Consider the following 26,092-nt stretch of genomic DNA (forward strand, 5'->3'; position numbering starts at 1 on the left):
CAAATAAGACAAATAAAAAAAAGCTGCCCGTTGGCAGCCTCAAAGCAAGAAATAACCAAAAGCCGGTACATCAAAACAATCCCGGGCACTAAACAGCCATGCGGCAAAAGACCCTCAGTGTGACCCAGGGCTTCAGTCCTGGGCTATTTGCTGAAACAACTCCTGAAAATACGCCGGCGCTTCCAGCAGCCGGCTGCCATACCAGGAGAACAGTTCACCGTCTACCAGCATCACCTTTGCATCCGGAAGAATGGCCTGTATTTCATGCATGTGTTTTTCTTTAAAAGGATACGGTTCGGACGATAACAGTACCAGCCTGCAACCGCTGGCTGCCAGCTGTTCTTCGTCGATGGCAGGGTAACGTGGTATGTGGGCGAATACGTTTTGCAGGCCACAGCGTTGCAGCATCTGGTGGATGAAAGTATCTCCGCCGGCGGCCATCCACGGATCGCGCCAGATAAAGTAGGCGGTGGGAACGGGGCGGGGGAGCGGTTGTAACGCCGCAAAACGTTGCCGGATGGTGTCTGCCAGCCGGGTGGCGGCATCGGCCTTCCGGGTAATGGCGCCGATGCCGGTGATCATGTCACAGGCATCTTCGAGCGACTGTATATTGCTCACCCATACGGGATAATGCTCCATCAGCGCCATCACGTCTTCGGCGGTATTTTCTTCTTTATTGGCGATGATCAGATCGGGAGACAGTTCCCTGATCACTTCCATGCGTACGTTCTTGGTGCCGCCCACGCGCGTTTTGCTGCGGAACCACGATTCAGGGTGCACGCAAAATTTGGTGATGCCCACCACTTCCTCTTCCAGTCCGAGGGTATATAAAAGTTCTGTCTGCGAAGGCACCAGCGAGATAATCCGCTTTGGCGCCTCCGGCAGATGAATGGTACGGTTCAGTTGGTCCCGGAACATAGTTGTTAACGGCCCAGGGCCTGAATGATGTCGTATTTGGTTACAATATGATGGTCGCCGCTTTCGTCTTTGGTCATAACGGCGCCGTTTTCACGATTGATGTAAACGGACAGTTTCTCTATCGGCGTGTCCGGGTTGACCATGGGGAACGGAGCGTGCATGACTTCCTGTACGGACGCATCTTTCAGGTGCGGGTTATCAATCAGCTTGTTGAACAGCCCACTTTCTGAAACAGCGCCGATGATGTCGCTGCCATTGGTGACAGGGATATGTTCGATATCGAATTTGCGCATTTTGGCAATGGCTTCGCTTACTTTCTCTTCGGCGTTGATGGTGACCAGCGGCATGTTGCGGCGGGCGCCTACAATGTCTTTTACGGTTTTTACGTCGAGGAAGCCGCGTTCCATCATCCACTGGTCGTTATATACTTTTCCTACATAACGGCTGCCATGGTCATGGAAAATCACTACCACCACATCGTCCGGCCTGAGGGTGTCTTTGAGCTGCATCAGTCCTGCTACGGCCGATCCGGCGGAGTAGCCAACGAAAATCCCTTCTTCTTTGGTGATACGGCGGGCCATTACGGCGCCGTCTTTGTCCGTCACTTTGGTGAAGGCGTCGATCACGCTCATATCGTAGTTCTGCGGCACAAAGTCTTCGCCGATGCCTTCGGTGATATAGGGATACACTTCGCCCATATCTATTTCACCGGTTTCGAAATATTTTTTGAGCAGGGAACCGTAGCTGTCGATGGCCCATACTTTGATATTCGGATTTTTTTCCTTGAGGAATTTGCCGGTGCCGGTAATGGTGCCGCCGGTGCCGGTGGCCACGATGAGGTGTGTTACCTTGCCGTCTGTCTGTTCCCATATTTCCGGGCCGGTCTGCTCGTAGTGGGCATCGCGGTTGGCGAGGTTGTCATATTGATTAACGTAAAATGAGTTAGGTATTTCGGTAGCCAGTCTTTTGGATACGGAATAGTAGGAGCGGGGATCTTCCGGTTCCACGTTGGTCGGGCATACGATCACTTCTGCGCCTACTGCTTTGAGGATGTCTACCTTTTCCTTGGACTGTTTATCGGTGGTGGTGAAGATACATTTGTAGCCTTTGATCACGGCTGCCAGGGCGAGGCCCATGCCGGTATTGCCGGAAGTGCCTTCAATGATGGTGCCGCCGGGTTTGAGCAGGCCTTTCTGTTCCGCCACTTCCACCATCTTAATGGCCATACGGTCTTTAATGGAATTGCCCGGATTAAAAAATTCTACCTTGGCGAATACGGGACAGGGGAGGGAAGCGGTTACGCGGTTCAGTTTTACCAGCGGGGTATGTCCTATCGTTTCGAGAATGTTTGCTGCGTATTTCATAAAATCAATGAGGTTGTGTACAGTTGTAAATTACGAATTAAGCCCAAACAAACAGGTCGCTGCCATTAAATTGCTGTAACCGGGCTTAACGGGCCATCGGCAGAATCCCCTGATTTCTTTTTGTTTTTCTGATAATGATTTAGGTAGATGAATTATTTTTAATAATAACTGTAATTTGATGGAAAACGTCCAAGATTTAAAAAATGTTAAAATCTGACGTTCTCTGTGGTCATTACCCTGAAAACAAGCCTTCATTCGTAATTCGTAATTCGTAAATCGTAATTCCTCTGTTATATTTGCCGTAGATGAATCGAATATTTGTAACCGGTATTGGTACCGGTGTAGGGAAAACCATCATATCCGCCTGTGTGACCACCGCCCTGGAGGCCGACTACTGGAAACCTGTACAATCAGGGTCTGAAGAAGGCACCGACACGCAGACTGTCAGGGCCCTGGTGCCGGAAGGCATCACCGTTTGCCATCCGGAAGCATATGTCTTAAAAGAGCCGGCCTCGCCGCACCTGGCCGCGCGCATGGAACAAGTCACCATCGATACCGCAGAAATTGTAAGACAGGCGGGCCTGCTGCAACCGGCCTGCCGGCCCCTCGTGATAGAAGGCGCCGGTGGGCTGCTGGTGCCGCTGACAGACGACGTGCTGACGCTGGACCTGGTCCGTGATCTCGGCGCCGGCGTTATTATCTCGGCACAGAATTATCTCGGCAGCATTAATCACAGCCTGTTGACGGCCCGGGTACTGCAACATGCAGGCGTTCCCGTTATAGGCTGGATTTTTGGCGGCGATTACCATACAAATGAAGATGATATCGTACGGCTCAGCGGATATCCCCGTATAGGGCGTATCCCGCAGGCCGCGGAAGTCAATATGGCATTTGTGCAGCAACAGGCACAACTTTTGTCAGCTCCCTTAAAGGCGTTACTGGCATGATCACCAAAAAGGATATACGAAAACACTTCCTGGAGCAGCGCCTGAACCTCCCAGACGCCACGGCGGCAGACCTGAACGAACGGCTGCTGGCCCACGCCCGCCAGCTGGATTACCAGGGAGTGCGTTATCTGCATCTTTTCCTTCCCATTTCGGAAAAAAAAGAAGTCGATACCTGGCCATTGGCCCAATGGCTGCGGCAACAGCATCCGGACATACAGCTGGTGCTTCCAAAGGCCGACATGAAAACCGGCGATATGCTGCATTATGCGTGGCATGTCAACACGGTGCTGGTGAAAAACCGTTTCGGTATCCCTGAGCCGGAAAACGGCGATCCGGTGCTGCCGGAAACCGTCGACCTGGTGATGGTGCCCCTACTGGCTTTCGATCAGCAGGGCCAGCGGGTAGGGTATGGCAAAGGTATGTACGACCGTTTCCTGAAGCAGTGCCGCCCCGATGTGCGTACAGTAGGCCTTTCGCTGTTTGGCCCTATTGAGGGCATCAGTGATGCCGACCCCTGGGACGTACCGCTGCAGACGGTGGTGACGCCCGACTTTATTTATCATTTTAAACAACCTTAGCAGTGCTGAAACTACTGAGTTACCTGAAAATACTGTTATATCCCTTCTCCCTGCTTTATGGCCTTGTGATGTGGGCCCGCAACCGCTTCTACGATAAAGGCCTGTTGACGGCCGTGGAATTCGACCTGCCGGTGATTGCCTGTGGCAACCTGTCAGTAGGTGGTACCGGCAAGACGCCGCATGTGGAATACCTGATCCGCCTGCTCAAAGACCACTTCAGAACGGCCACGCTCAGCCGCGGCTACAACCGCCGTACCAGCGGTTACCTGCTGGCCGATGAACACAGCACCGCCGCCGACATCGGTGATGAACCGATGCAGTTCCATGCTAAATACCCGGACATCAAAGTGTGCGTGGGCGAAGAAAGAATGCTGGCCATCCCACAACTGCTGGGCGACGAGCCGGACACCCAGGTAGTGCTGCTGGACGATGCTTTCCAGCACCGGTCTGTGAAACCCGGCATGAACATCATGATCACCGAATACAGCCGGCTGTTCACCCGCGACCATGTGGTGCCTTTCGGCCGTTTGCGGGAAGGAAGAAGCGGTTACCAGCGCGCTAATTGCATTATCGTTTCCAAGTGTCCGCCGGACATGAGCCTGGCGGAAAAAGCGGCGCTGGAAAAAGAAATCAATCCGTTACCCGGTCAGCGGCTGTTTTTTACTACCTTGCAGTACGGCGCATTATTTGATATGACAACCCGGCAGCCCGTGAATGTTCCTGCTTCGGCCTCGGTGTTACTCGCCTGCGGCATCGCCCGGCCGGAACCGCTCCTGGAAAAACTGCAACAACAGTATCAGAAAGTGTACCTGCTGGCGTTTCCCGATCACTATTACTATTCAGAAAAAGATATTGCAAAAATCAAAAAGGAAAGAGATGACCTGCCCGGAACACAAAAGATGGTCATCACCACAGAAAAAGACGCAGTAAGGCTGCATCTCCTGCAAAAAGAGCTGGCAGAACAAAACCTGCAAATAGCTGTTATGCCAGTGGAAATTTCGTTCCTCTTCGGAGAAGCGGAATCATTTAATAACTTTATTTTTGACTATGTGGCCCGGCAGTTGCCGGCCTTCGGTCAATAAGACTACAACCAAACATGAGTAAGAAAAAGAAAGATAAGAAACACCCCGGTCAGAAACACCCCGGTCAAAAACAGCCCGGTCAGAAAAAAACCTTCAGAGGTGTTGTGGAACTGACAAGGTCAGGAATGGCCTTCGTGATTGTACCGGGCCTCGCCAGGGACATCATGGTAAAGCAGAAAAACCTGAATACCGCCCTCGATAAAGATGAAGTCCTGGTAGACGTGATCAAACATGGCGGAGGCGATGGCCGCCAGGAAGGCGTTATAACGGACATCCTTAAACGTAACAAGACTGAATTTACCGGCACCCTGCAGGTGAGCAAAAGCTTCGGCTTCCTGATCACGGAAAAGGGCCTGTTCATGCCGGACATCTATATCCCCGCCAACTCCCTCAATAACGGGAAGTCCGGCGATAAAGCCGTGGTGAAAGTGGTGGCCTGGGGCGAGAAAACCCGCAAGCCCGTGGGCGAAGTCATCGAAATCCTCGATGCCAGCGATACCAACGACCTCGCTATGAAGGAGATCCTCATCGAAGCCGGTTTCCCGCTCAACTTCCCCACTGAAGTAATGAACGAACTGGCCGGTATCAAAGAGGAAATAACGGACACGGAAGTACGGAAACGCAAGGACTGCAGAAACATCCTCACGTTCACGATAGACCCCGTCGACGCCAAAGACTTTGATGACGCCATCTCCATCCGGCCGCTGAAAAACGGCCTGTACGAGATAGGGGTGCATATCGCCGATGTGAGCCACTACGTGGTGCCTGGCACGGAACTGGACAAGGAAGCCGACAGGCGCGCCACCTCCGTGTACCTGCCGGACCGTGTACTGCCCATGCTCCCGGAAAAAATTTCCAATGAACTGTGCTCCCTGCGCCCGCATGAAGATAAACTCACTTTCTCCGCCATCTTCCAGATGAACGAAAAAGGAGAGGTGAAACATTACTGGATAGGACGGACACTGATCCATTCTGACCACCGCTTCACCTATGAAGAAGCACAGGAAGTGATCGAGACCAAAGAAGGACCTTACGAAAAGGAAATCCTGCTGCTCAATAAAATAGCCCAGACACTCCGCCAGGAGCGCTTTGCGCATGGCGCCATCAACTTCTCCTCTCAGGAAGTCCGCTTCAAGCTGGATGAAAAAGGCAAGCCAATCGGCATTGTGGTGAAAGAAAGCAAAGAAGCACATCAGCTGATCGAAGAGTTTATGTTGCTGGCCAACAGGACCGTGGCCACTTATGTGTCCAAAATCAAAGTCAACAAACAACCGGTGCCCTTCCCTTATAGGGTGCACGATACGCCGGACCCTGACAAACTCAAGGTGTTCGCCGCTTTCGCCAGTAAGTTTGGCTATAAGTTCGATGTGAGCTCCCCTGAAAGCATTGCCCGTTCATTTAACAGGATGTTGCAGCTGGTACAGGGCAAGCCTGAACAACACGTGCTGGAAACCCTGGGCATCCGTACCATGGCCAAGGCCATTTATACGGTCAACAACGTAGGCCACTATGGCCTAGGCTTTGAAGACTACTGTCACTTTACCTCTCCGATACGCCGTTACCCCGATGTACTGGTACATCGCGTAGTGGCCGAATGCTTGGCCGACGATATCCATCCTGACAAGCAGATGGAGACCAAATGCAAGCACGATTCTGAAATGGAACGTAAAGCGATGGAAGCCGAAAGGGCAGCCAACAAATACAAGCAGGTAGAGTATATGCAGCAGTTTATTGGTCACACCTTTGAAGGCGTGATCAGTGGCGTGGCGCATTTTGGTTTCTGGGTGGAAACCGTAGATACCAAATGTGAAGGGCTGGTGAGTATCCATAATCTCAACCGCAAGGAGGAGTTTGCCTTCAATGAAGCAGAATATGCGCTGGTAGGACAGGCCAGCGGCCGCCGTTTCCGTATAGGGGAGAAAGTGTCTATCCGCGTGGTGGCCGCCAACCTCGCCAAACGTCAGCTGGATTATGAGCTGGACAGCGAACTGGCTACTGCCGGCCGTGAATTTAAACCCGGTCAGCGCGATGAGCGCCGCGAAGGCCGCCGGGACCACAAAAAGAAAAAACAAAAACACGGCCAGCAGCAGCCATGGCAGCCAAGGGAAAAACGGCCCTTTACGCCTGAAGTGCCTGTTGCGCCTGCCGTTTCCCTGGAAATACCGCCTGAACCGGTTGTTGACCAGGTGATCGCGGAAACGCACGTGGTAGACGTCACTACGCCGCCACCAGCAACCCCTGCACCTTCACCGGCAGCTGAAACAGCGCCTGTGAAGAAAAAGAAAACAGCGAAAAAACAGGCAGCCGACAAAGCGGCCCAGGCAGATGCAGTACCAGCGCCGGTATCAGCAGAAGCAACACCAGCGGCGGCTCCGGCATCTCCCGGAAAAATAAAAACAAACACCGGCAAAAAAGCGGCGGAAACGCCTGTACAGCCGGTAATGGAATCTCCTGCCGTTAAAAAAACAGAGAAGAAAACCACCGCTAAGGCCGGCGCTAAAAAAGCGACCGAAAAACCTGTGGCCAAAGCTGCTCCGGCTGAAAAGAAAAAAACAGTCAAAACCGCTGCGCCAAAAGCTGCTGCCGGGAAAGCCACCGCTAAAGCGGCCGTAAAAGCACCGGCTGCCAAAACAACAACAGCTAAAGCCGCTACAAAAAAAGCACCTGCGGCCAAAGCGCCGGTTGCTAAAAAAGCAGCCGCCAAAAAAGCTGCAGTACCGGCTAAAAAAGCTGCTGCGAAAAAAGCGGTCGCCGCTCCTGCAAAGAAAGCTGCCGTTAAAGCGCCTGCAAAGAAAGCCGCCGGTAAAACGCCTGCAAAGAAGGCCGCTGTTAAAGCACCGGCCAAAAAAGCCGCCACCAAGGCACCCGCTAAAAAAGCCGCAGTGAAAACAACGGTGGCCAAGGCCCCTGCAAAAAAGGCGGCTGCTAAAGCATCTGCAAAAAAGGCGACACCGAAAAAAGCTGCCGCTAAAAAGAAAACAAAGAAATAAATAATAAAATCACCGTCTATTTGACATGCATTCATTTAAAGAGTTAATAGCGCAGTTCAGCCAGCAGTTTGATCAATGGCATTTTCCGAAAGAACCTACACGATTGTACGATGCAGCGTCCCATATCCTGCAGATCGGTGGAAAACGTATCCGTCCGGTACTGTGCCTGATGGGCAACGAACTGTTTGATGATCTGCACCAGGATGCCTTTCAGGTAGGCAACGCGGTGGAACTGTTCCATAACTTCACGCTGATCCATGACGATATCATGGACAAAGCACCCATCCGCCGGGGACATCAGACCGTACACATGATCTATGGCGAACCCGCTGCCATCCTCGCCGGCGACGTTATGCTGATCAATGTGTATGATATGCTCAACAAGGTACAGTCCAGGTACAAACAGAAAATTATCACCGTGTTCAACAAGGCGGCGAAAGAAGTATGTGAAGGCCAGCAGATAGACATGGACTTTGAGCAGATGGAGCCAGAACAGGTACAGTATGATGACTATGTGCGCATGATTGGCCTGAAAACCTCCGTGCTGCTGGCTGCCAGCCTGCAGCTGGGCGCTATCATCGGCGGCGGCAGCGAAGGTAACCAGGAACACATATATGCTTTTGGTAAAAATATCGGCATTGCCTTCCAGATACAGGACGATTTCCTCGATGCTTTCGGCGACCCCGACAAATTCGGAAAACAGCAGGGTGGAGACATCCTCGTCAATAAAAAGACCTTCCTGTTGCTGAAAGCGCTGGAGCTGTGCAATGCGGCGCAAAAAGCAGAGCTGAAAAAACTGATGGAAACCAACCCGGATGATAAGGTGGCCAGGGTGCTGGACCTTTTCCGCAGCTGCAAGGTGGACGTCTGGGCGGAAAAAGAAAAAGAACGTTTTCAACAGCAGGCCTTCGCCCGTCTCGAAGATATCGCCGTGCTGTCGGCCCGTAAAAAGCCACTGATGGAACTGGCAGACTTCCTGTTAAACCGCCAGCAGTAATTTTTATATCCAAAATCGCATTATATTCGCGTCTTTCTCAGGACCGGAGGGGGAAAAATGATTAAATAATTAAATTGTCAAATGATTATTTTTCATATATTCAATTTCCCGGCCACCGGTCCTGGGCAAGATTTTTTTATTAAAAGACTACACTAAAACGTAATTCCGTCGCCAATGTCTAACTCGCTGTTTAGAAAGAAGTCCCTGACCACTATTATCAAAGATGCCAATGAAGGAATGACTGACAGCCTTGAAACAGGAGTAGGCATGCATAAAGTGCTGAAGGTGAAAGACCTGACAGCGATGGGGATTGCAGCGGTAATTGGCGCCGGTATCTTCTCTACTATTGGTGAAGCGTCTTTTCATGGCGGTCCGGGCGTGTCCCTGCTGTTTGTGATCACCGCCATCACCTGCGGGTTCTCCGCCCTTTGTTATGCAGAATTTGCTTCCCGCGTGCCGGTGTCCGGCAGTGCATATACTTATTCTTATGTGACCTTCGGCGAACTGGCAGCCTGGGTGATCGGCTGGGCGCTGATCCTGGAGTACGCCATTGGTAATATCGCAGTGGCCATATCCTGGAGCGGCTATTGCAACAACCTGTTACGCGGACTGGGAATAGCTTTGCCTGACTGGCTGTCGAGCAATTATGACAGTGCTTCACAGGCTACTATAGAAGCTGCGCCGCATATATTCGGGATTCCTTTTATCGTCAACCTGCCGGCTTTTCTGATCGTGATACTGATCACCTACCTGGCTTATGTGGGTATCCGGGAAAGTAAGCGCAGCGCCAATTTTATGGTGGGACTGAAGATCCTGGTGATCCTGTTTGTGATCGCTCTGGGCTTCTTCTATGTGAACCCGGGCAACTGGAGCCCTTTTATGCCGAATGGTTTCTCCGGTGTTTTAAAGGGGGTGTCTGCCGTGTTTTTTGCCTATATCGGTTTTGATGCCGTGAGCACCACCGCAGAGGAATGTGCCAATCCGCAGCGTGACCTGCCCCGTGGCATGATATACTCCCTCATTATCTGTACCGTGCTGTATGTATTGATTTCCTTCGTGCTGACGGGCATGGTGCCTTATTTCAAACTGAAAGTAGATGACCCGCTGGCGTTTGTATTTAATGAAGTGAACCTGCCGGGTATCAGCTATATCATCTCTGTAAGCGCCGTGGTGGCCACTACCAGCGTACTGCTGGTATTCCAGATCGGCCAGCCCCGCATCTGGATGAGCATGAGCCGTGACGGCCTGCTGCCGAAAAAATTCGCTAAAATCCATCCCCGGTTTAAAACACCTTCCTTTGCTACCATTATCACCGGTATCATTGTAGGAGTGCCGGCGCTTTTCCTGAACCTCACCATCGTAACAGACCTTACCAGTATCGGAACATTGTTCGCCTTCATCCTCGTGTGCGGCGGTGTGCTGATGTTGCCTCCACAGGAGAAAACCGCAGAAAAACGGTTCCGTTTGCCTTATATCAACGGCCAGATCATTGTGCCTGTGCTGGTGATAGGACTGCTGGTGCTTTTCCGTGGAGAAATTTTGAGAAGGCTGTCTTTCGACGGAGGCTGGGAGGTATGGAAACACAATATTCCCTTCTTTTTCTTTGCCATTGTAACCGTGCTGATCACCTGGTTCTCGGCGGTACGCAAGCTGTCGCTCATCCCTGTATTGGGACTGCTCAGCTGTTTTTACCTGATGACCGAGATCGCGCTGAAAAACTGGATCGTGTTCAGCATCTGGCTGGTCATTGGCCTCAGCATCTATTTCCTTTACAGCTACCGCCACAGTAAGCTTCGCCAGGCCTAAATCCGGGTTATTTTTCGTAACTTAATAGCAAGTTCTTTAAAATTCTGTTTTATGAACACGCTACAAAGAGTTGCACGATGGGGTGATACACATCACCCGGTATGGTTGAGCGTTGTACGTATGGCGCTGGGACTTTTCCTGATGTGGGCAGGGGTCCTGTTTATCATGAACAGGGACGCACTGGACACTATGATCAACCAAAGCCCTGCGCTGGTTACGTTCGCCTTCTTTATTGCACACTACATTGTTTTTGTGCATATCGTAGGCGGCTTGTTCATTGCCATGGGCCTGGAAACCAGGTTGGCCGCACTGTTGAACATCCCGGTATTGCTGGGAGCTTTGTTGTTCGTACACTCACGGACAGGGCTGTTCCAGGTATACCCTGTGTTGGGCCTGTCTGCAGTGGTGTTGGTGCTGCTGATCATTTTTGCGGTGACTGGCAGCGGGCGCATCTCGGTCGACGAGTTTATGCGCAGGCATCCTGAAAGGAAGCGTAAGCATACCTACATCGATTTCTGAGCCGTTGTTTAATATAGGCGTACCTGTGAGTACCACCATTTTTTATGGCGCAGGAGAAGTACGGCCACGCCCAAAATCAAATCTTCCTGTCTCTTCCTCACTTTTTCCCCGTCAAAATTCTATTTTTGTGCCCAGAAGAATGCAAATATGAAATATCAAACTGGAGACAAGATATTGCTGTTAAGCTCAAAAGAAGAAGGCACAGTAGTAGACATTGTCAATGACAATATGGTGATGATAGAAGTGAAAGGCACTACTTTCCCGGTATACCTTGATCAGATAGACTTTCCCTATTTCCATCGTTTTACCCAGCAAAAGCTGGTGAAAGAAAAGCCGCGGCAGATTCCCGGAGATGAGATCAAAGTAGACCGGAAAAAATACGAAGTGTTTAAAACAGACAAGGGCATGTTCCTGTCTGTATTGCCGGTATATCAATTTGACGGATACGATGAAACTGTGAAGCTGATGAAGTTTCACCTGTTTAACGATACGCCGCATGCCATGCGCTTTTATTTTCAGATATGGCTCAACAATCAGATGGACCTGGAAATAAAGAATGAGATACAGCCGTATAACCATTTTTACCTGGCAGACCTGATCTTTGAATCACTGAATGATAATCCGCGGTTTGAGTTCACGTTTTTCCTGAAGGAGCCGCAGCCTAAGCTGGCCACCTCCGTGAAAAAGACCTGGAAAATCAAGCCCAAACAGATGTTTACACAGTTGGAAGAGCTGCGTACCAAAGCAGAAGCCACGCTGACTTACACCCTGTTTGAGAAATTCCCGGACAAGGAACCAGAGCCGCCGGCGCCGGCAGAGCAGCCCAATGCAAAAAAGGCCAAACCGGCCACCACGATAGGTTCTGGTAATTTCGCCAGCCTCCTGAGCAAGATACAGCTGCAGCCGGAAACGACGCTGGAGCCCAAACATGAGGTAGACCTGCATATCGAAGCCCTGGAGAAAAACTGGAAGGGGATGAGCAATATTGCTATACTGGCGGTGCAGCTCAATGCTTTTCAGCGTTACCTGGACTTAGCGATCAGCCACCATCAGCACAACCTGATTGTGATCCACGGCGTAGGCAAAGGCAAGCTGAAAGACGAGATCCATCAGATCCTCCGTCAGACGCCGGAAGTAGCGAACTTTGTAAACCAGTACCATGCTAAGTATGGTTACGGGGCTACAGAGATCACGTTTAAATAAATGAACATTAATAGTTGCATACAAAACTCTTTAGCACCTAAATATTTTGGTGCTAAAGAGTTTTAAGTTTAAAATATTTTGCACCTGAATGCTCAAATGCGGTACCTTTGCGCTCCAACTACAAACCGTGCTATCGTTCCTTTGGCTTGTCTGAAGGGAAGGAAAGTCCGGACAGCGTAGAGCAACACACCACCTAACGGGTGGGCTCCGGCTTGCCGGAGACAGAGAGTGCCACAGAAAATTACCGCCCTGTTTCGGCGGGGTAAGGGTGAAAATGTGGGGTAAGAGCCCACGGTGCAGGCAGGTAACTGTTTGTGCGGGTAAACCTTGTGTGCTGAAATGCCATGTATACGGACGCCTGAGGGCTGCTCGTCCGATGTCCGAGGGTAGGCAGATACAGGGGGCGCGCGAGCGTCACCGCAGATAAATGATAGCAACCCTGGCTTGCCAGGGGACAGAATCCGGCTTACAGGTTTGTAGTTTTTTTCTTTTTCTTTTCTCCTGCTTTGATATTACGATAAAACCTCCTATCTTCTCACCCTTATTAATCCTGTTTTTTATGACGTTAAGAGACGAACGTAACTGGGGCACTTTTATTCACCTCGGTGGTATCGTGGGCTCTGCGATTTTCAGGCCTGCCGGCAATGTGATCCTTGTGCTGGTATTATGGCTTATCAAACGCAATGAATCCCGTTTTGTGGACGACCAGGGCAAAGAAGCCATCAATTTTCAAATCACCATCAGCCTGGTCAGCGTGCTGATCTCCCTGCTGGCCGGCATTTTCAATGGCTTGTGGTCATTGGGCAGCTGGATGACCGGTGGTTTCTTTTTCTCCAACGGCTGGAGCTGGAGCTGGGGCGGGCTGCATGGCCTGTTATGGGTGGTGAACCTTATCTTCAGCATTATCGCCGCGGTGAAAGCGAATGAAGGAACTTCCTATAAGTATCCGTTTTCGCTGAGACTGGTAAAATAGTCTTTGGCACAGCAACATACTATCAACGAAAAAGGCGCGGACATCCGCGCCTTTTTCGTTGATAGTATTTGGAACACCGGTTAGTTTTTCTTTACCGGCTTCATTTTCGCTTTGTGTTGTTTCTTCTTTACGTTCTCACCTTTGATGGTGGCAGCCAGTTTTAAGGCTTCGTAGGTATTCACGACACCACCGCTCACGGAGAGATCTGCGAAGTTAATTTTCTCGTCCTGTGTACCTGGTTTGTTAACCTCTTTGGTACCATCAGGAAGAGGTGTGGCGCTCTTTTCGAGGATATATTTCAGCTGGCGGGCGCTCAGGTCCGGGTAGTAGGAGAGCACGAGCGCTGCTACACCGGCAACTACCGGGGCAGCCATGCTGGTGCCGCTGGCGCTGCCGTATTTATTGCCGCCGGGAATGGTAGAGTAGATCTGCACGCCCGGGGCGAAGAGGTCTACGTTCTTTTTGCCATAGTTGGAGAAACCAGCTACTTTATCAGGGCCTTGTCCGTTGCCGCTGGCGCCTACTGTGATAAAGTTGTCAGCACGAGGGCTGCCGTCCGCGAAATCCGGATTAGGATAGTTGGGCACGGAATCATTGTTGGCGCCGTCGTTGCCTGCTGCATGTACCAGCAATACGCCTTTCTTTTGCGCATATTTCACTGCCTCGTCCACCCATTCCTTGTGAGGGGAGTAGGGCTTACCGAAGCTCATGTTGATGATCTGTGCGCCGTTGTCCACTGCATAACGGATGGCCAGCGCCACGTCTTTGTCTCTTTCATCACCATCAGGCACTGCTTTCACCGCCATGATGCGAACATTATCGGCCACGCCGTCAATACCTACGCCGTTGTTGCGGGCAGCGGCAATGATACCACTAACGTGGGTGCCATGGAAACCGAATTTGCCCATCACATCATTGTTGCCGTATTTGGTGTCGGTGATATCTTCGTATTTGTCGCCCACGATTTTTTCGCGGTTTTGGTTGGGCGGTATTTCAGTGGCCTCTGCTTTTCTTTTCAGGTCGCCCATATAAGCGTCGAATTCCATTTTGAACTCACTAAAAGAAGCGGGCTCGTCGCCGGTGCTTTTCAGCAGGCGGGTCATGAAGTTACGTGCCAGGAGCACGTCCTGGTTAGTTGTCTGGATACTGTCCAGCTGGCCAACGGTAAAGTCTTCCTTGTTAAGGTATGTCTTCAGGATATTTTCGCATTTATTGACGTTTTCCTGAAGTTTGGCCATCGATTTATACTGCAGCTTGGTCTGGGAGCCGGGTTTTTCTATTTTCTGTTTTAAGGCCTGCCAGGTGGCGTATTCTTTGGAATTTTTATCCAGGGTGGAGTCCGGGTTACCGTACTTGTTTTTGTAGCGGTAATATTCGCGGGTGGCCTCATCGGAATCTTCTTTCAGGCTGCTGCCGTCTTTGGCGCCGAGGAAGTTCCAGCCGTGAATATCGTCTATGTAACCATTTCCATCGTCGTCTTTGCCATTGCCGGGTATTTCGCCCGGGTTGGTCCAAAGGATGCCTTTCAGGTCTTCATGGAGGGTATCGATACCAGAATCAATCACAGCCACGATCACGGGGGTGCTTTTTTTCCCTTTCAGTATCTCTTTGTAGGCTTTTTCGGTGTTGGTGCCGTAAACACTGTCGGTCTCGTAGTTCAGCAACTGCCAGTTCTTAGGCACCTGGGTTTTACTCTGGGCACTGGATTTCGTTGTAAAAGCAGCCGTCAATGCAACACATGCCAAGACTGCAACCTCTCGACTAAACAATTTCATGTTCTATAATTAATAATTAAAATATCATGATGCGAATAAAGGTATAGAAAAAGCCTTAGAACAGGCGAATTTTAATGATAAGCGTGCTATTTGTTGGTTAAAGGGAGAAAATTATATAAACGGCCATTCTTATCAGGCTCCGGAAGCTGAACAGCCTTGTTGGCCATCCATCACAATACTGCGATAATTTCGCGGGGAAAACCTACCTTTACGCCGGTTCCTTTCTTTTCCTCTGTAACGTCCTCTTCCCCAACAGGCGCCCATTTCGTGGGATTACTCCCTCATGTTTTTTTGATTTGTATTACCTCATCATTAAAAACTACCGTCATGCTGAAAACTGCTATTCTAGCCACCCTGTTGGCTGCCGGTAATGCGGCTGTTGCCACCGGCCCCGAAAAAGTGACCACCGTTATTTTTGTGAATGCAGCAGAAGAAGAGTCTTCACCATCTGCCGGCCTTAGTGACGAAGGGCGGGACCAGACCCGTTTATTTACCGAAGCCTGCCGGCATATTGACGTGGCCGCTATCTACACCATTTACGTGAACAAGGCCCTGCAGACCGTAGAGCCGTTATCGGAACTGCGGCAATTGCAGCCTGTTTATTACTGGGTAACGAAAGACCAGGAGACCCGGGACTGTGTGTTGGACTGCATTGTAAAGCAAAACAAGGGCAAGACAATCGTGATTTGTGGAAATCCGGAAAATATTCCGGCTATGGCCAGAAGCCTTGGTGTAAGGGCTAAAACGGTCAAAACGCTCTATGATAAAGGATCCGGCCGTTTTTTGATCGTTAGGGTGCTCGGAAATAATACCGCCGTAGCACAAAAGTTGAATATGAATATTCAAAAAAAAGTCTAATATTTATAGTCAGAAGAATATTTGATGGCTTCCCGCTATCGGATATTTTTCTCATAAGCATGGTTTCCGTTTAACGAAAAGCGGGGTTCTCTAACCTCGCTACTATTTTTAAAATCTGAGGAGACTGTGTAAAGTCGATGTATGTAGAGGAAGGTCCTGCAAGGCAGGCAGAATTTTATCAACCGCTTTTAAATCTGATCAGGGAGGAGCACATCCTGACATGAATGTTAAAAGCTCCGGGGCACTGCCTCGGAGCTGCAAAGAGCCAGGGTTTAACCACAAATTGTTTCTTAAAATTTCTATTATAGAGAGGCCGGTCCGGAAGGAGCGGCCTTTTATTTTGTCCCAGGGCTGAAGCCCTGGGCTACGTTCTGATTCAATTTCTTTCATGGATAGATTTGATCGTGTCCGTCGTGTCACTCAACGCCAGATGTTTGCCTCCCATAACAGGTTTTAGCCGGAAAAGGATTTGACACAGAACGTAGCCCAGGGCTTCAGCCCTGGGACATCCGGGCATAAAAAAGGGCATATCCTTTCAGATACGCCCTTTCGTTATTTGTTGCTGCTGATTACAGGTCGAATTTAATGCCCTGTGCCAGCGGCAGTTTGTCGGAGTAGTTGATGGTATTGGTTTGGCGGCGCATATATGCTTTCCATGCGTCTGAGCCGCTTTCCCTGCCGCCACCTGTTTCTTTTTCACCGCCGAAGGCGCCGCCTATTTCTGCACCGGAAGTACCGATGTTGACATTGGCGATGCCACAGTCGGAACCGGCAGCAGAGAGGAACTGTTCTGCTTCGCGGAGGTTCAGCGTCATGATGGCAGAGGAGAGGCCTTGTGGCACGTCGTTCTGCATGGCGATGGCTTCGGTGAGGGTTTGGTATTTCATCACGTAAAGAATAGGCGCGAAGGTTTCGTGCTGTACGATGGCGTAGGTGTTTTCTACGGCAGCGATACAGGGTTTCACGTAGCAGCCGGATTCATATCCTGCTCCTTCGAGGACGCCGCCTTCCACGAGGAAGGTACCGCCTTGTTCTTTTACCTGGGAGATAGTGCTCAGGTAGGCGTTGACCGCATCCTTGTCAATCAGCGGGCCTACGTGGTTCTTTTCATCCAGCGGATTGCCGATGCGGAGCTGTGCGTATGCTTTTACCAGTTTAGCGGTAAAGGCGTCGTACACGCTTTCATGGATGATGAGGCGGCGGGTGGAGGTGCAACGTTGACCGGCAGTGCCTACCGCGCCGAATACTGCGCCGATGAGGGTCATGTCGAGGTCTGCGTCTTTAGATACGATGATCGCGTTGTTACCGCCCAGTTCCAGCAGGGAGCGGCCCAGGCGTGCTCCTACGGCGGCGCCTACGCTCTTGCCCATGCGGGTGGAGCCGGTAGCTGATACCAGCGGAACACGATGGTCGTTGGACATCCATTCGCCGGTTTCGCGACCGCCGGTCACCAGGCAGCAAACGCCTTCCGGTACATTATTGGCGGCGAATACGGTTTCGACTATACGTTGACAGGCCAGTGCGGTCACGGGTGTTTTTTCGGAAGGCTTCCAAACACATACGTTGCCGCAAACCCATGCCAGCATGGAGTTCCAGCTCCATACCGCCACCGGGAAGTTAAAGGCGGAGATAATAGCGGTGATACCCAGCGGATGCCATTGCTCATACATGCGGTGGCCCGGACGTTCGGAGTGCATGCTCAGGCCGTAGAGCTGGCGGGAGAGACCTACTGCGAAATCGCAGATATCGATCATCTCCTGTACTTCTCCATAACCTTCCTGCAGGCTTTTACCCATTTCATAGGAAACGAGGCGGCCCAGCTGTTCTTTATGTGCACGCAGCGCTTCGCCGATCTGGCGCACAATTTCCCCTCTTCTCGGAGCGGGCCACTGGCGCCACTCTTTGAAGGCTTCCTGTGCTACGGCGATCACCGCGTCATAGTTACTGCGGTCTGCACTTTTAACGGTGGCAATCGTCTTGTTGTCTACCGGCGATACGGACACAATATCTGCTCCGCCGGCTTCCAGCCAGTGTTTGCCGGTGCTGACGCCGCTCTGCTGCGCGCTGATGCCAAAAGCTTTTAAAATATCATCTGCCATGGTGGGTGTATTAGTAAACTAAATTAGGAACTTTTTTTCGTTTGGGTGGAGTACGTGCTTTCGAAGATTTTGTCGGCATTGCCTGCTTCAAAGCCTTCCCGGCGGTGTTCGCGACGGACAGCGCCGGCCGGAAGGTCTGCAAATTCGGGCAGCACTTTCCTTTCCGCAAATTCCACATAGGAACCGGCTATTTTGATGGTTTCGCCACCGGCGAAGGTGGCTGGTATCATACCTGCTACCGTAGCACTTTGCAGCAGTTTGCCATCGGGGCTGGTCTTGATTTTTCCGCCGGCGTCATTGAGAATAAAACCGTTTTGTTCCAGGAACTGGTTGAACTCCGCAATGGTGTTGTATCCTGCGGGCAGGTTATGTACGCTCACCGTAAAATGGTTCAGGTAATAGCGGTTGTAAATCACCCACGCGGCGTATTCGCTTTCAGCAGCCAGCGCCTGGAAATCCGCCAGGGTAGGCGTACGCCAGAGGCCACTGTGCAGGAAGGTGTCTACGGCTTTGCTGTCGTCCAGGTCCAGGAGCGTGACGGGGTCCGCTTTTACTTCATCGGTATAACTGGTAATGATGTCCTGTGCCTGTTGGCTCAGGTCAGTCACCCGCAGCTCGCTGATAAAGATGCGCGGGTACTTCGGCAATGGCGGCGCATACCACCATGCGTCCAGCTTTTTGGAGGCAAAATAGTAGTGGTCCATTTTCGTATAGCCGTAATGGAGAAAAATTTTCTCCAGTGACTGTACGCCGAGTTGCGGTACTCCCATGGTACGGAAGGCGATATGGTCATTCTCGATATCGTCCGCTTTCCCGATTAATCCGTTGCTGACCATGGCAGCGATCACTGCTGACACGTCCGGCACCCGCTCCTGGTAACGGCTCATCAGGCCGTTTAATACTTCTTGTAACATGGCGTTTGTTTGAGCTTCCTGCGGCCAGCCTGTGGCTGACTGCTAATTATAATATTGAGCAAACCTGTTGCTGATCAGGTCTTTGAAAATCACGTCTTCCTGTTTTACAAATCCACTGCCCGGCAGCAGGCCTTTGGCATGGAGGTCTATCACTGCGCAGGCCGCACCGGCGGTGGTGAGCTGGATAGCCGTAAAGTCTTTGCCGCCTATCTCCTGGTTATAGATCTTACGGGAGTAGGAGCGCTGAACCGACCGGCCATTCACGGTACCGGATACGGACACAAATACCAGTACCACGTCTTGTGGGGTGAAAGGTATGCTATCTTCCATAATTTCCTTCAGGACATCCCTTTTTTTATTGAGTTTCAGCTCGTTGAGCAATATTTTCATCAGTTGGCAATGGCCGGGATACCTTACGGTTTTATAGTCGAGGTTGTATACTTTGCCATCCAGTATTTCCGCCAGGGCAGAAAGGCCGCCGGACGTATTAAAGGCTTCGTATTCCACACCGTCGAGGGCAAAACGTTCGTAGCCTTCGAGAGGCATTACCTCCTTGCGTTCGCCTTCATAGATGGCATCGCAGGGATTGCAGTATTCGTTGATCAGGCCGTCTGTGCTCCAGGTCAGATTGTACATCAGGCTGTTGGTCGGAAACTGTGGCAGGGCACCTACGCGCAGCTTTACCGAATCGAGGGTATCGAACTGTTTGGCGATGTCATAAGCGGCGATGCTGATGAAACCCGGCGCCAGTCCACATTGTGGCATAAAACTCACATCCGCCTGCGCTGCAATTTCGCGGATAGCGTTTGTGGTGGCCACGTCTTCGGTCAGGTCGAAGTAGTGTGTTTTCGCTTTGGCAGCGGCCGCCGCGATTTTGACGTTCAGAAAGAAAGGGCATGCGCTCAGCACCATGTCCTGCGGCTCCAGGGCTTTTTCCAGCGCTGTAGCGTCGTTTACGTCCAGTCTGGTTTTGCCGATGCCGGTATCAGTACATTTGTCCAGCAATGCCTGGTTACTGTCTGCCAGCGTTACCTGATAGTCACCCGACTGTTGTAACAGGAATGCAGCTGTTTCGCCGATCTTGCCGGCGCCGATAATCATTACACGTTTCATAATCTATTGGAATTATTAATAATACAGAGATACTGGCTGAAACGTAAGCACAGTATGCCCGCTCTTATACAAGAGGACAGCACCTGGTAAAATTTACCAAGTTTGCAGGGCATAATATCGGTATTAAATAAAATTAATACCGGTGCGGCCGTTACAGCGCAACAGGGACCCCTAACAGGGATGGACCTACGAAAAATATGTTCAGGGAAAAAATATTACCTGCCTTTCCAACTCATGGCACATGGGAGCAGGTGCTCCGCAGATAGGAGAGAAGAGAGAGTTGTATGTTTAACAGGTAATTCATTGATGATAATGAAAGAGCTAATATAGGGAAAAATTGCCGAACAGCAGCATAAAGCGGGTAAAGTTTTTCGAAGGCTGGATAAAAATATGGCTGACAAGGCGGAGGGGCGGTGGTTTCGGAGGAAGCAACAATAAAACACGCCGCAGGCCTATGACAATTTTCCCTTTGCACAGGGAAGATGACCAAAGTCCTGCGGCGTGCCGGTAGTACCTGCTAAAACAATGCTGACGCGGTGTCAGGGCAGGTAGTATGACTAATATTGTTCGTTGTCGTTCGGGAAATCCTTCGTTTTTACATCTTTGATGTAGGCCTGTGTGGCGCCATAAATTTCTGTGTAAAGATCGAGGTAACGGCGGAGAAAACGGGGCTTGAACTCCTTGTTGATACCAAGCATATCATGCATCACCAGCACCTGTCCGTCTACATGTTTACCGGCGCCAATACCGATAATCGGAATATGTACCGCCTCGGCCACTTCTTTGGCCAGGGAGGCAGGGATCTTTTCCAGTACGATAGCGAAGCAACCTGCGTCCTGGAGCAGTTTTGCATCGGCGATCAGCTTTTTGGCTTCTGCTTCTTCGGTGGCCCTTACGGCGTAGGTGCCAAATTTATAGATGGACTGTGGGGTGAGGCCCAGATGCCCCATCACGGGAACACCGGCGGAGATGATCCTTTTTACGGATTCAATGATTTCCTCGCCGCCTTCTATTTTGATGCCATGGGCACCTGTTTCCTTCATGATGCGGATGGCTGAACTGAGGGCTTCCTTGGAATTGCCCTGGTAGGAGCCAAAAGGAAGGTCTACCACCACAAAGCAGCGTTTGATGGCGCGTATAACAGATGATGCGTGATAGATCATCTGATCAAGCGTAATAGGCAGGGTAGTTTCATGACCGGCCATTACGTTGGAAGCGGAGTCGCCCACCAGGATAACGTCGATGCCGGCATCGTCAAAAATCCTGGCCATGGAAAAATCATAGGCTGTGATCATGGAGATTTTTTCTCCGTCGACTTTCATCTTCTGCAAAACATGCGTAGTGATACGCTTTACGTCCTTATGAACAGACATAGCAATGTTGTTTTATACCAAAAATTCCCCCAAAGGTTATGATATAAAAAGAAAAAAGGAAAATTATTTTATGTGTGGTCACTGGAAACCATTGGCCGGAACGGCTATTTCGCGGTACAGCGCCTGTATCAGCCCATCGGCGAGACCGATTTTGGGCACGTATATTTCTTCGGCTCCGGCCCAGCGCATCACATTGATGTATATCTGAAGGGCGGGTACGATCACGTCTGCACGGTCTTCCCGCAGGTTATAGAGGTGAATGCGTTCCTCGACTGTAAATGCGCTGAATTCCTTATAGTAATCTTTAAGTGTGTCAAGCGAAAGCGGTTTGCCTTCCTTGCGTTTGGAGAGAGAAAATATTTTGTTGATGTTGCCGCCGGAGCCAATGGCGATCACCGGTCCGATGGTCCTGAGCTGCTGTTTGAGAAAATCCTTCAGCTGCTGCCAGGCACTGTCGGGCACCTGCTGATGCAGCAGGCGGATGGTGCCTATATTGAATGATTCTTTGAAAACGAGACGGGTGCCGCTGAAGAGCGTGAGCTCGGTACTGCCGCCGCCTACGTCAATATACAGGTATGATTTTGTTTTGTCGAGATGTTCGGCAATATGGTTTTCGTAAATATAAGACGCTTCTTCCTGTCCGGAGATGATTTGGATATCAATACCGGTCTGTGTCCTTACTTCCTGTAAAATCATGTTGCCATTGGAGGCGTCACGCATGGCAGAGGTAGCGCATGCTTTCAGGTATTTCACTTCATAAACGTCCAGCAGCAGTTTGTATGCTTTGATGGTGTCTATCAGATGAGTGGCCCTTTTTTCTGAAATAGAGCCATGGTCAAACACGTCGAAACCGAGCCGCAGCGGTACTCTTATCAGGTTCACTTTGGTAAAGTCCATCGTTCCCGCACCGTTGGGTGACGCTTCGGAGATCAGCAACCGGGCAGCATTGGAACCAATATCAATCGCAGCTAATTTCATTAATTATCAGTCTGTTTTAAGCCACAAAAATAACACTTTTCATTTTGGGATTTCCTGATTTTCGATTTGGGGATTTGAGACCCGATGAAATGGCTGCTTCAATAAGTCATAAATCGGAAATCAGAAATCCAAAGATATTATTTGTACTGCTTGTCGTGCAGGTATTTATAAATCTCGATTTGTGTGCGGATTTTTTTGTCGCCTTCCTTCTTGTACTGGTTGGTTTGTTCGTTGTCCAGTATACGGGCTTTTACATTACCGCTGAGCTGGATGTTCATGATGTCCACCAGTTCTTTACGTATATCCGGGTCCGTTATAGGCACTGCTGCTTCCACGCGGTGGTCGAGGTTACGTACCATCCAGTCGCAGGAGGCGATGTACACTTTTTCGGCGCCGCCATGATGAAAAATGAATACGCGCGCATGTTCGAGGTATTCATCCACGATGCTTACAGCGGTGATGTCCTTTTTCCATTTTTTGTTTTCTGTGTAAGCGCAACAGATACCGCGGATCACCATCTTGATATCTACGCCGGCTTTGGCCGCTTCATAGAGCTTGCCGATGAGCAGGGAGTCGGAGAGGGAGTTCATCTTCAGCACCATGCCCGCTTTCTTTTTGTTTTTGGCGTTTTTGATCTCGCGGTCTATCAGGCGGATGTAGGTATCACGCATATTGAGCGGGCTTACCGGCAGTGTTTTACAGCCTTCCAGGATTTTGACATCGTGGCGGGGACTTTCCAGGTAAGAGAAGATGCGGTTGATGTCTGCGATCACCGAGCGGTTAGCGGTCAACAGGCAATGGTCGCCATATACCTGGGCCGTTCTTTCGTTGAGGTTGCCGGTGCTGACAAAGCCGCACTGCACGGTTTTGGTGCCGATCCTTTTTTTGATCACGCACAGCTTGGCATGCACTTTCGTATCGGGAATGCCGAGGAATACTTTTACGCCTTCATCTTCGAGACGTGCCTTCCAGTCGAGGTTGGCCGCTTCATCGAAGCGGGCACGCAGTTCCAGCACTACCGTCACATGTTTGCCGTTACGGGCCGCGTTTACCAGCGCATTGACTATTTTGGAATTACGGGCAAGCCTGTACGCCGTAATTTTAATGGAAGACACGTTCGGATCGATAGCTGCTTCCCGCAGCAGGTCGATGATGGTATCGAACGAGTGATAGGGAAAGTGCAGCATCACATCCTGGCGCTGTATCACGTGCATCACGCTGGGCGCATCGGCAAACAGCGGATGGATAAAGGTTTTACGGTGCGTATGTGGCGGAAAGATGGATTCCGGAAAATCCATAAAGTCTTTGAAGTTATGGATACGGGAGCCGGGAATGAGGTTGTCTTTGCCAGAGAGGCCCATTCTGCGGATCAGGTATTCCAGCAGCAGGGGATCGATGTCCTTGTCATATACAAACCGCACGGGCTTGCCTTTGCGCCGGTCTTTCAGGCCTTTTTCAATCTGATGGATAAGGCTGTCGGATATATCGTTGTCGATGTCCAGTTCCGCATCGCGGGTCACCTTGATGATATGGGAAGAGAACTTATCGTAGCCGAAGTAGGAGAAGATATGCGGAAGACAGAAGCGTATCAGGTCTTCCAGCAGGATGATATCATGTTCGCCTTCTTTGGAAGGGAGGATGATAAACCGTGGCAATACGTTGGAAGGTATTTCAATCAGCGCAAATTTCTGACGCACGGAGTTGTCCTGCCGGGCCAGTACTACAGCGAGATAAATGGATTTATCACGCAGGATGGGAAACTGCTGGATGCTTTCAATCATCAGCGGGATGATATTGGTGCGCACCTGTTCATTGAAGTAGTTGAGCACAAATTTTTGTTGTTCCCGGTTGAGATGTTTTTCGGTCCGCAGGAAGATATGCATTGTTTCCAGTTCCTGTGCGATGTCTTTCCAGATGCGGTCAAACTCGCGCTGCTGGTCTATTACCGTGGCTTGTATGTCGTCGAGTATTTTCCCCGGGTTTTCTTCCAGGTGCATTTTGTTGGACTTGTTGATGGACATCATGCGTTTGAGGGTGGCTACCCTGACGCGGAAAAATTCATCGAGGTTGTTGGAGAAGATACCGAGGAAGCGGATACGTTCCCGCAGGGGGACGGTACTGTCTGCGGCTTCCTGCAGCACGCGGGCGTTAAACGACAGCCAGCTGATATCCCGGGGAATCATTTTTTTGGTGGGGATTACCGGGGCTGCAGGGGTTAGGATTTTATTGACCGGGGCCTTTTGGGCCGATGTTTTTTTGACCGTATTTTTTTTGCCGGTGTTTTTCTTTGATACTATAGTTGGTGTCATAATTTCCAGATTCTCCGTATGCGGCATCTTCATACAAACAGGTTTACATTCAAAAAATTCACGTTGTTCAATCCACGATAATACAGCTTTCGCAGATGTGATGCCATTAATTTAAAGTTAAGAAAAAGCTGTCAAACCAGCGCAGTGTGCAGAAATAAAAGGATGGGGATGACATGGGGGCACGGCATGATCATCACGACTGCGTTTATACACAGCTGTTATAAGGGTGTAGTGTAGCAGGGTATGGATCAGGATTTGGCCGGAGCCGCTGTTTGTTTTTTATTGAGGATGGGCAGGGCCACCAGGCTGAGGAAGCCTACGAAGACCACGAGCAGTGTTTGTACCACCCATATGATCCAGCCGAAGGCGTACCCGATCACGTAGGAGATGCCATAGAGTTCAAGGGCTTTTTGTACCAGTGCCTGATAGGCGCCGATGCCACCTGGGGTGACGATCATGCCGATGCTGCCGATCATGAGCACTGCGAGGGCGGCGCTGATGCCGAGATGGGAGGTTTCCTGCAGGCAATAGAAGCCGATATATACCTGGGAGAGGTAGCAGCCCCATATGAGGATGCTTTGCAGGATGAACGACCATTTGTTTTCCATTTTGCCGATGGACAAGATGCCTTCCATGACGCCTTTGGCCAGTGCTTTGACAGTGATGGCCGCTTTAGAGCGGGCAAACCGGCGCAGCAGCCAGAGGAGGGCAAGTATGAACACCATCACCGCAGCGGCCAGCAGCAGGAGCTGCGTACCGTTGGCATTGGCTATTTTAGCCGCAATGGGCAGGTAGATGTCGTGATGGACGTAGGCGCCCAGGACATCGATCTGCGTGAGGATGGTAACAGCTATCAGCAGCAGGAGGCAGACCATGTCAACAGCTCTTTCCGCGATCATGGTGCCTACGAGTTTATCGGCCGGTATTTTTTCGTATTGTGCCAGAATGCCGCAGCGGGTCACTTCCCCGAGCCTGGGAACGGCCAGGTTGGCGAGGTATCCTACCATGACGGCGAAGAACGTGTTAAGCGTGGAGGGTTGGTGCCCCAGTGGTTTCATGAGCAGCTTCCAGCGGGTAGCGCGGAGCCAGTGGCTGACGAGGCCCATCACCACGGCAGGGATGGCCAGCCAGTAGTTGGCTTTGCGGAAAGCGACGTTGATCTGGTCCCATTGTTCCGGTGTGAGGTCTTTGGTGACCAGCCATATCAGGAGCACCCCGATGCCGAAAAAGCATATAAACTTAATGACGTTCTTAAGCGTTTTGGGCATCATCCAAAGATTTTAGGGTGTTAGCGAT

Annotated in this window: 20 protein-coding genes and 1 other RNA gene; 11 read left to right on the plus strand and 10 right to left on the minus strand. The window is 50.7% G+C overall.

The features are described from left to right. Window positions 1-132: 132 nt before the first annotated feature. Complete coding sequence (locus HGH92_RS32570; RefSeq protein ID WP_168875017.1) at window positions 133-918, minus strand: helical backbone metal receptor; 786 nt, start codon at window positions 916-918, stop codon at window positions 133-135. A 5-nt stretch (window positions 919-923) separates the two neighbouring features. Further along, on the minus strand, window positions 924-2,282 hold the full coding sequence (locus HGH92_RS32575; protein ID WP_168875018.1) for a pyridoxal-phosphate dependent enzyme: 1,359 nt from the start codon (window positions 2,280-2,282) through the stop codon (window positions 924-926). A 305-nt stretch (window positions 2,283-2,587) separates the two neighbouring features. Between HGH92_RS32575 and bioD the strand changes: the two genes are divergently transcribed. From bioD to HGH92_RS32630, 10 genes are all read left to right on the plus strand, one after another. Beyond that, on the plus strand, window positions 2,588-3,229 hold the full coding sequence (bioD, locus tag HGH92_RS32580) for a dethiobiotin synthase (RefSeq protein WP_168875019.1): 642 nt from the start codon (window positions 2,588-2,590) through the stop codon (window positions 3,227-3,229). Further along, entirely contained in the window at window positions 3,226-3,807 is a 582-nt protein-coding gene (locus tag HGH92_RS32585; protein WP_168875020.1) for a 5-formyltetrahydrofolate cyclo-ligase, read from the plus strand. The genes bioD and HGH92_RS32585 overlap by 4 nt, the downstream gene beginning before the upstream one ends. Before the next feature lie 2 nt (window positions 3,808-3,809). Next, entirely contained in the window at window positions 3,810-4,889 is a 1,080-nt protein-coding gene (lpxK, locus tag HGH92_RS32590) for a tetraacyldisaccharide 4'-kinase (RefSeq protein ID WP_317166469.1), read from the plus strand. A gap of 14 nt (window positions 4,890-4,903) precedes the next feature. Continuing rightward, entirely contained in the window at window positions 4,904-7,879 is a 2,976-nt protein-coding gene (gene rnr, locus HGH92_RS32595) for a ribonuclease R (protein WP_211092815.1), read from the plus strand. Between the two features lie 25 nt (window positions 7,880-7,904). Continuing rightward, a complete protein-coding gene (locus HGH92_RS32605; protein ID WP_168875021.1) occupies window positions 7,905-8,876 on the plus strand; it encodes a polyprenyl synthetase family protein in 972 nt (323 codons plus the stop codon). A 174-nt stretch (window positions 8,877-9,050) separates the two neighbouring features. Next, complete coding sequence (locus tag HGH92_RS32610) at window positions 9,051-10,682, plus strand: amino acid permease (protein ID WP_168875022.1); 1,632 nt, start codon at window positions 9,051-9,053, stop codon at window positions 10,680-10,682. Window positions 10,683-10,733: 51 nt separating this feature from the next. Further along, window positions 10,734-11,201 (plus strand): DoxX family protein, encoded by a 468-nt coding sequence (locus HGH92_RS32615; protein ID WP_168875023.1) that lies wholly within the window; start codon window positions 10,734-10,736, stop codon window positions 11,199-11,201. A 147-nt stretch (window positions 11,202-11,348) separates the two neighbouring features. After that, window positions 11,349-12,404: a Smr/MutS family protein gene (locus tag HGH92_RS32620; RefSeq protein WP_168875024.1), complete on the plus strand. Its 1,056-nt coding sequence runs from the start codon at window positions 11,349-11,351 to the stop codon at window positions 12,402-12,404. Between the two features lie 117 nt (window positions 12,405-12,521). Beyond that, window positions 12,522-12,889: RNase P RNA component class A (gene rnpB / locus HGH92_RS32625), an RNA gene on the plus strand. Between the two features lie 74 nt (window positions 12,890-12,963). Continuing rightward, a complete protein-coding gene (locus tag HGH92_RS32630) occupies window positions 12,964-13,377 on the plus strand; it encodes a DUF4870 domain-containing protein (protein WP_168875025.1) in 414 nt (137 codons plus the stop codon). Between the two features lie 80 nt (window positions 13,378-13,457). Here the strand turns inward: HGH92_RS32630 and HGH92_RS32635 are convergent, their stop codons facing one another. Continuing rightward, on the minus strand, window positions 13,458-15,059 hold the full coding sequence (locus HGH92_RS32635) for a S8 family peptidase (protein ID WP_211092816.1): 1,602 nt from the start codon (window positions 15,057-15,059) through the stop codon (window positions 13,458-13,460). Between the two features lie 420 nt (window positions 15,060-15,479). Between HGH92_RS32635 and HGH92_RS32640 the strand changes: the two genes are divergently transcribed. Next, window positions 15,480-16,010, plus strand: coding sequence for a hypothetical protein (locus HGH92_RS32640; protein ID WP_168875027.1), 531 nt, complete (start codon window positions 15,480-15,482; stop codon window positions 16,008-16,010). A gap of 569 nt (window positions 16,011-16,579) precedes the next feature. Here HGH92_RS32640 and HGH92_RS32645 read toward each other — a convergent pair. The 7 genes from HGH92_RS32645 to HGH92_RS32675 form a co-directional block, all read right to left on the minus strand. Beyond that, entirely contained in the window at window positions 16,580-18,109 is a 1,530-nt protein-coding gene (locus tag HGH92_RS32645) for an aldehyde dehydrogenase family protein (RefSeq protein ID WP_168875028.1), read from the minus strand. A gap of 23 nt (window positions 18,110-18,132) precedes the next feature. Beyond that, window positions 18,133-19,023 carry a DUF1338 domain-containing protein gene (locus HGH92_RS32650; RefSeq protein ID WP_168875029.1) on the minus strand — a complete coding sequence of 297 codons (891 nt, stop codon included), beginning with the start codon at window positions 19,021-19,023 and terminating at the stop codon, window positions 18,133-18,135. A gap of 42 nt (window positions 19,024-19,065) precedes the next feature. Further along, the gene (locus HGH92_RS32655) at window positions 19,066-20,136 is read right to left on the minus strand and encodes a saccharopine dehydrogenase family protein (RefSeq protein WP_168875030.1); all 1,071 of its coding nucleotides are present in this window, start codon (window positions 20,134-20,136) and stop codon (window positions 19,066-19,068) included. A 557-nt stretch (window positions 20,137-20,693) separates the two neighbouring features. Next, the gene (gene panB / locus HGH92_RS32660) at window positions 20,694-21,509 is read right to left on the minus strand and encodes a 3-methyl-2-oxobutanoate hydroxymethyltransferase (RefSeq protein WP_168875031.1); all 816 of its coding nucleotides are present in this window, start codon (window positions 21,507-21,509) and stop codon (window positions 20,694-20,696) included. A gap of 78 nt (window positions 21,510-21,587) precedes the next feature. Next, a complete protein-coding gene (locus tag HGH92_RS32665; RefSeq protein WP_168875032.1) occupies window positions 21,588-22,487 on the minus strand; it encodes an exopolyphosphatase in 900 nt (299 codons plus the stop codon). A 137-nt stretch (window positions 22,488-22,624) separates the two neighbouring features. Further along, the gene (ppk1, locus tag HGH92_RS32670) at window positions 22,625-24,796 is read right to left on the minus strand and encodes a polyphosphate kinase 1 (RefSeq protein ID WP_247655110.1); all 2,172 of its coding nucleotides are present in this window, start codon (window positions 24,794-24,796) and stop codon (window positions 22,625-22,627) included. Window positions 24,797-25,044: 248 nt separating this feature from the next. Beyond that, window positions 25,045-26,067, minus strand: coding sequence for a lysylphosphatidylglycerol synthase transmembrane domain-containing protein (locus HGH92_RS32675; protein ID WP_168875033.1), 1,023 nt, complete (start codon window positions 26,065-26,067; stop codon window positions 25,045-25,047). Window positions 26,068-26,092: the final 25 nt, after the last annotated feature.

Origin of the sequence: Chitinophaga varians (assembly GCF_012641275.1) — a bacterium.
Classification (GTDB): Bacteria; Bacteroidota; Bacteroidia; order Chitinophagales; family Chitinophagaceae; genus Chitinophaga; species Chitinophaga varians_A.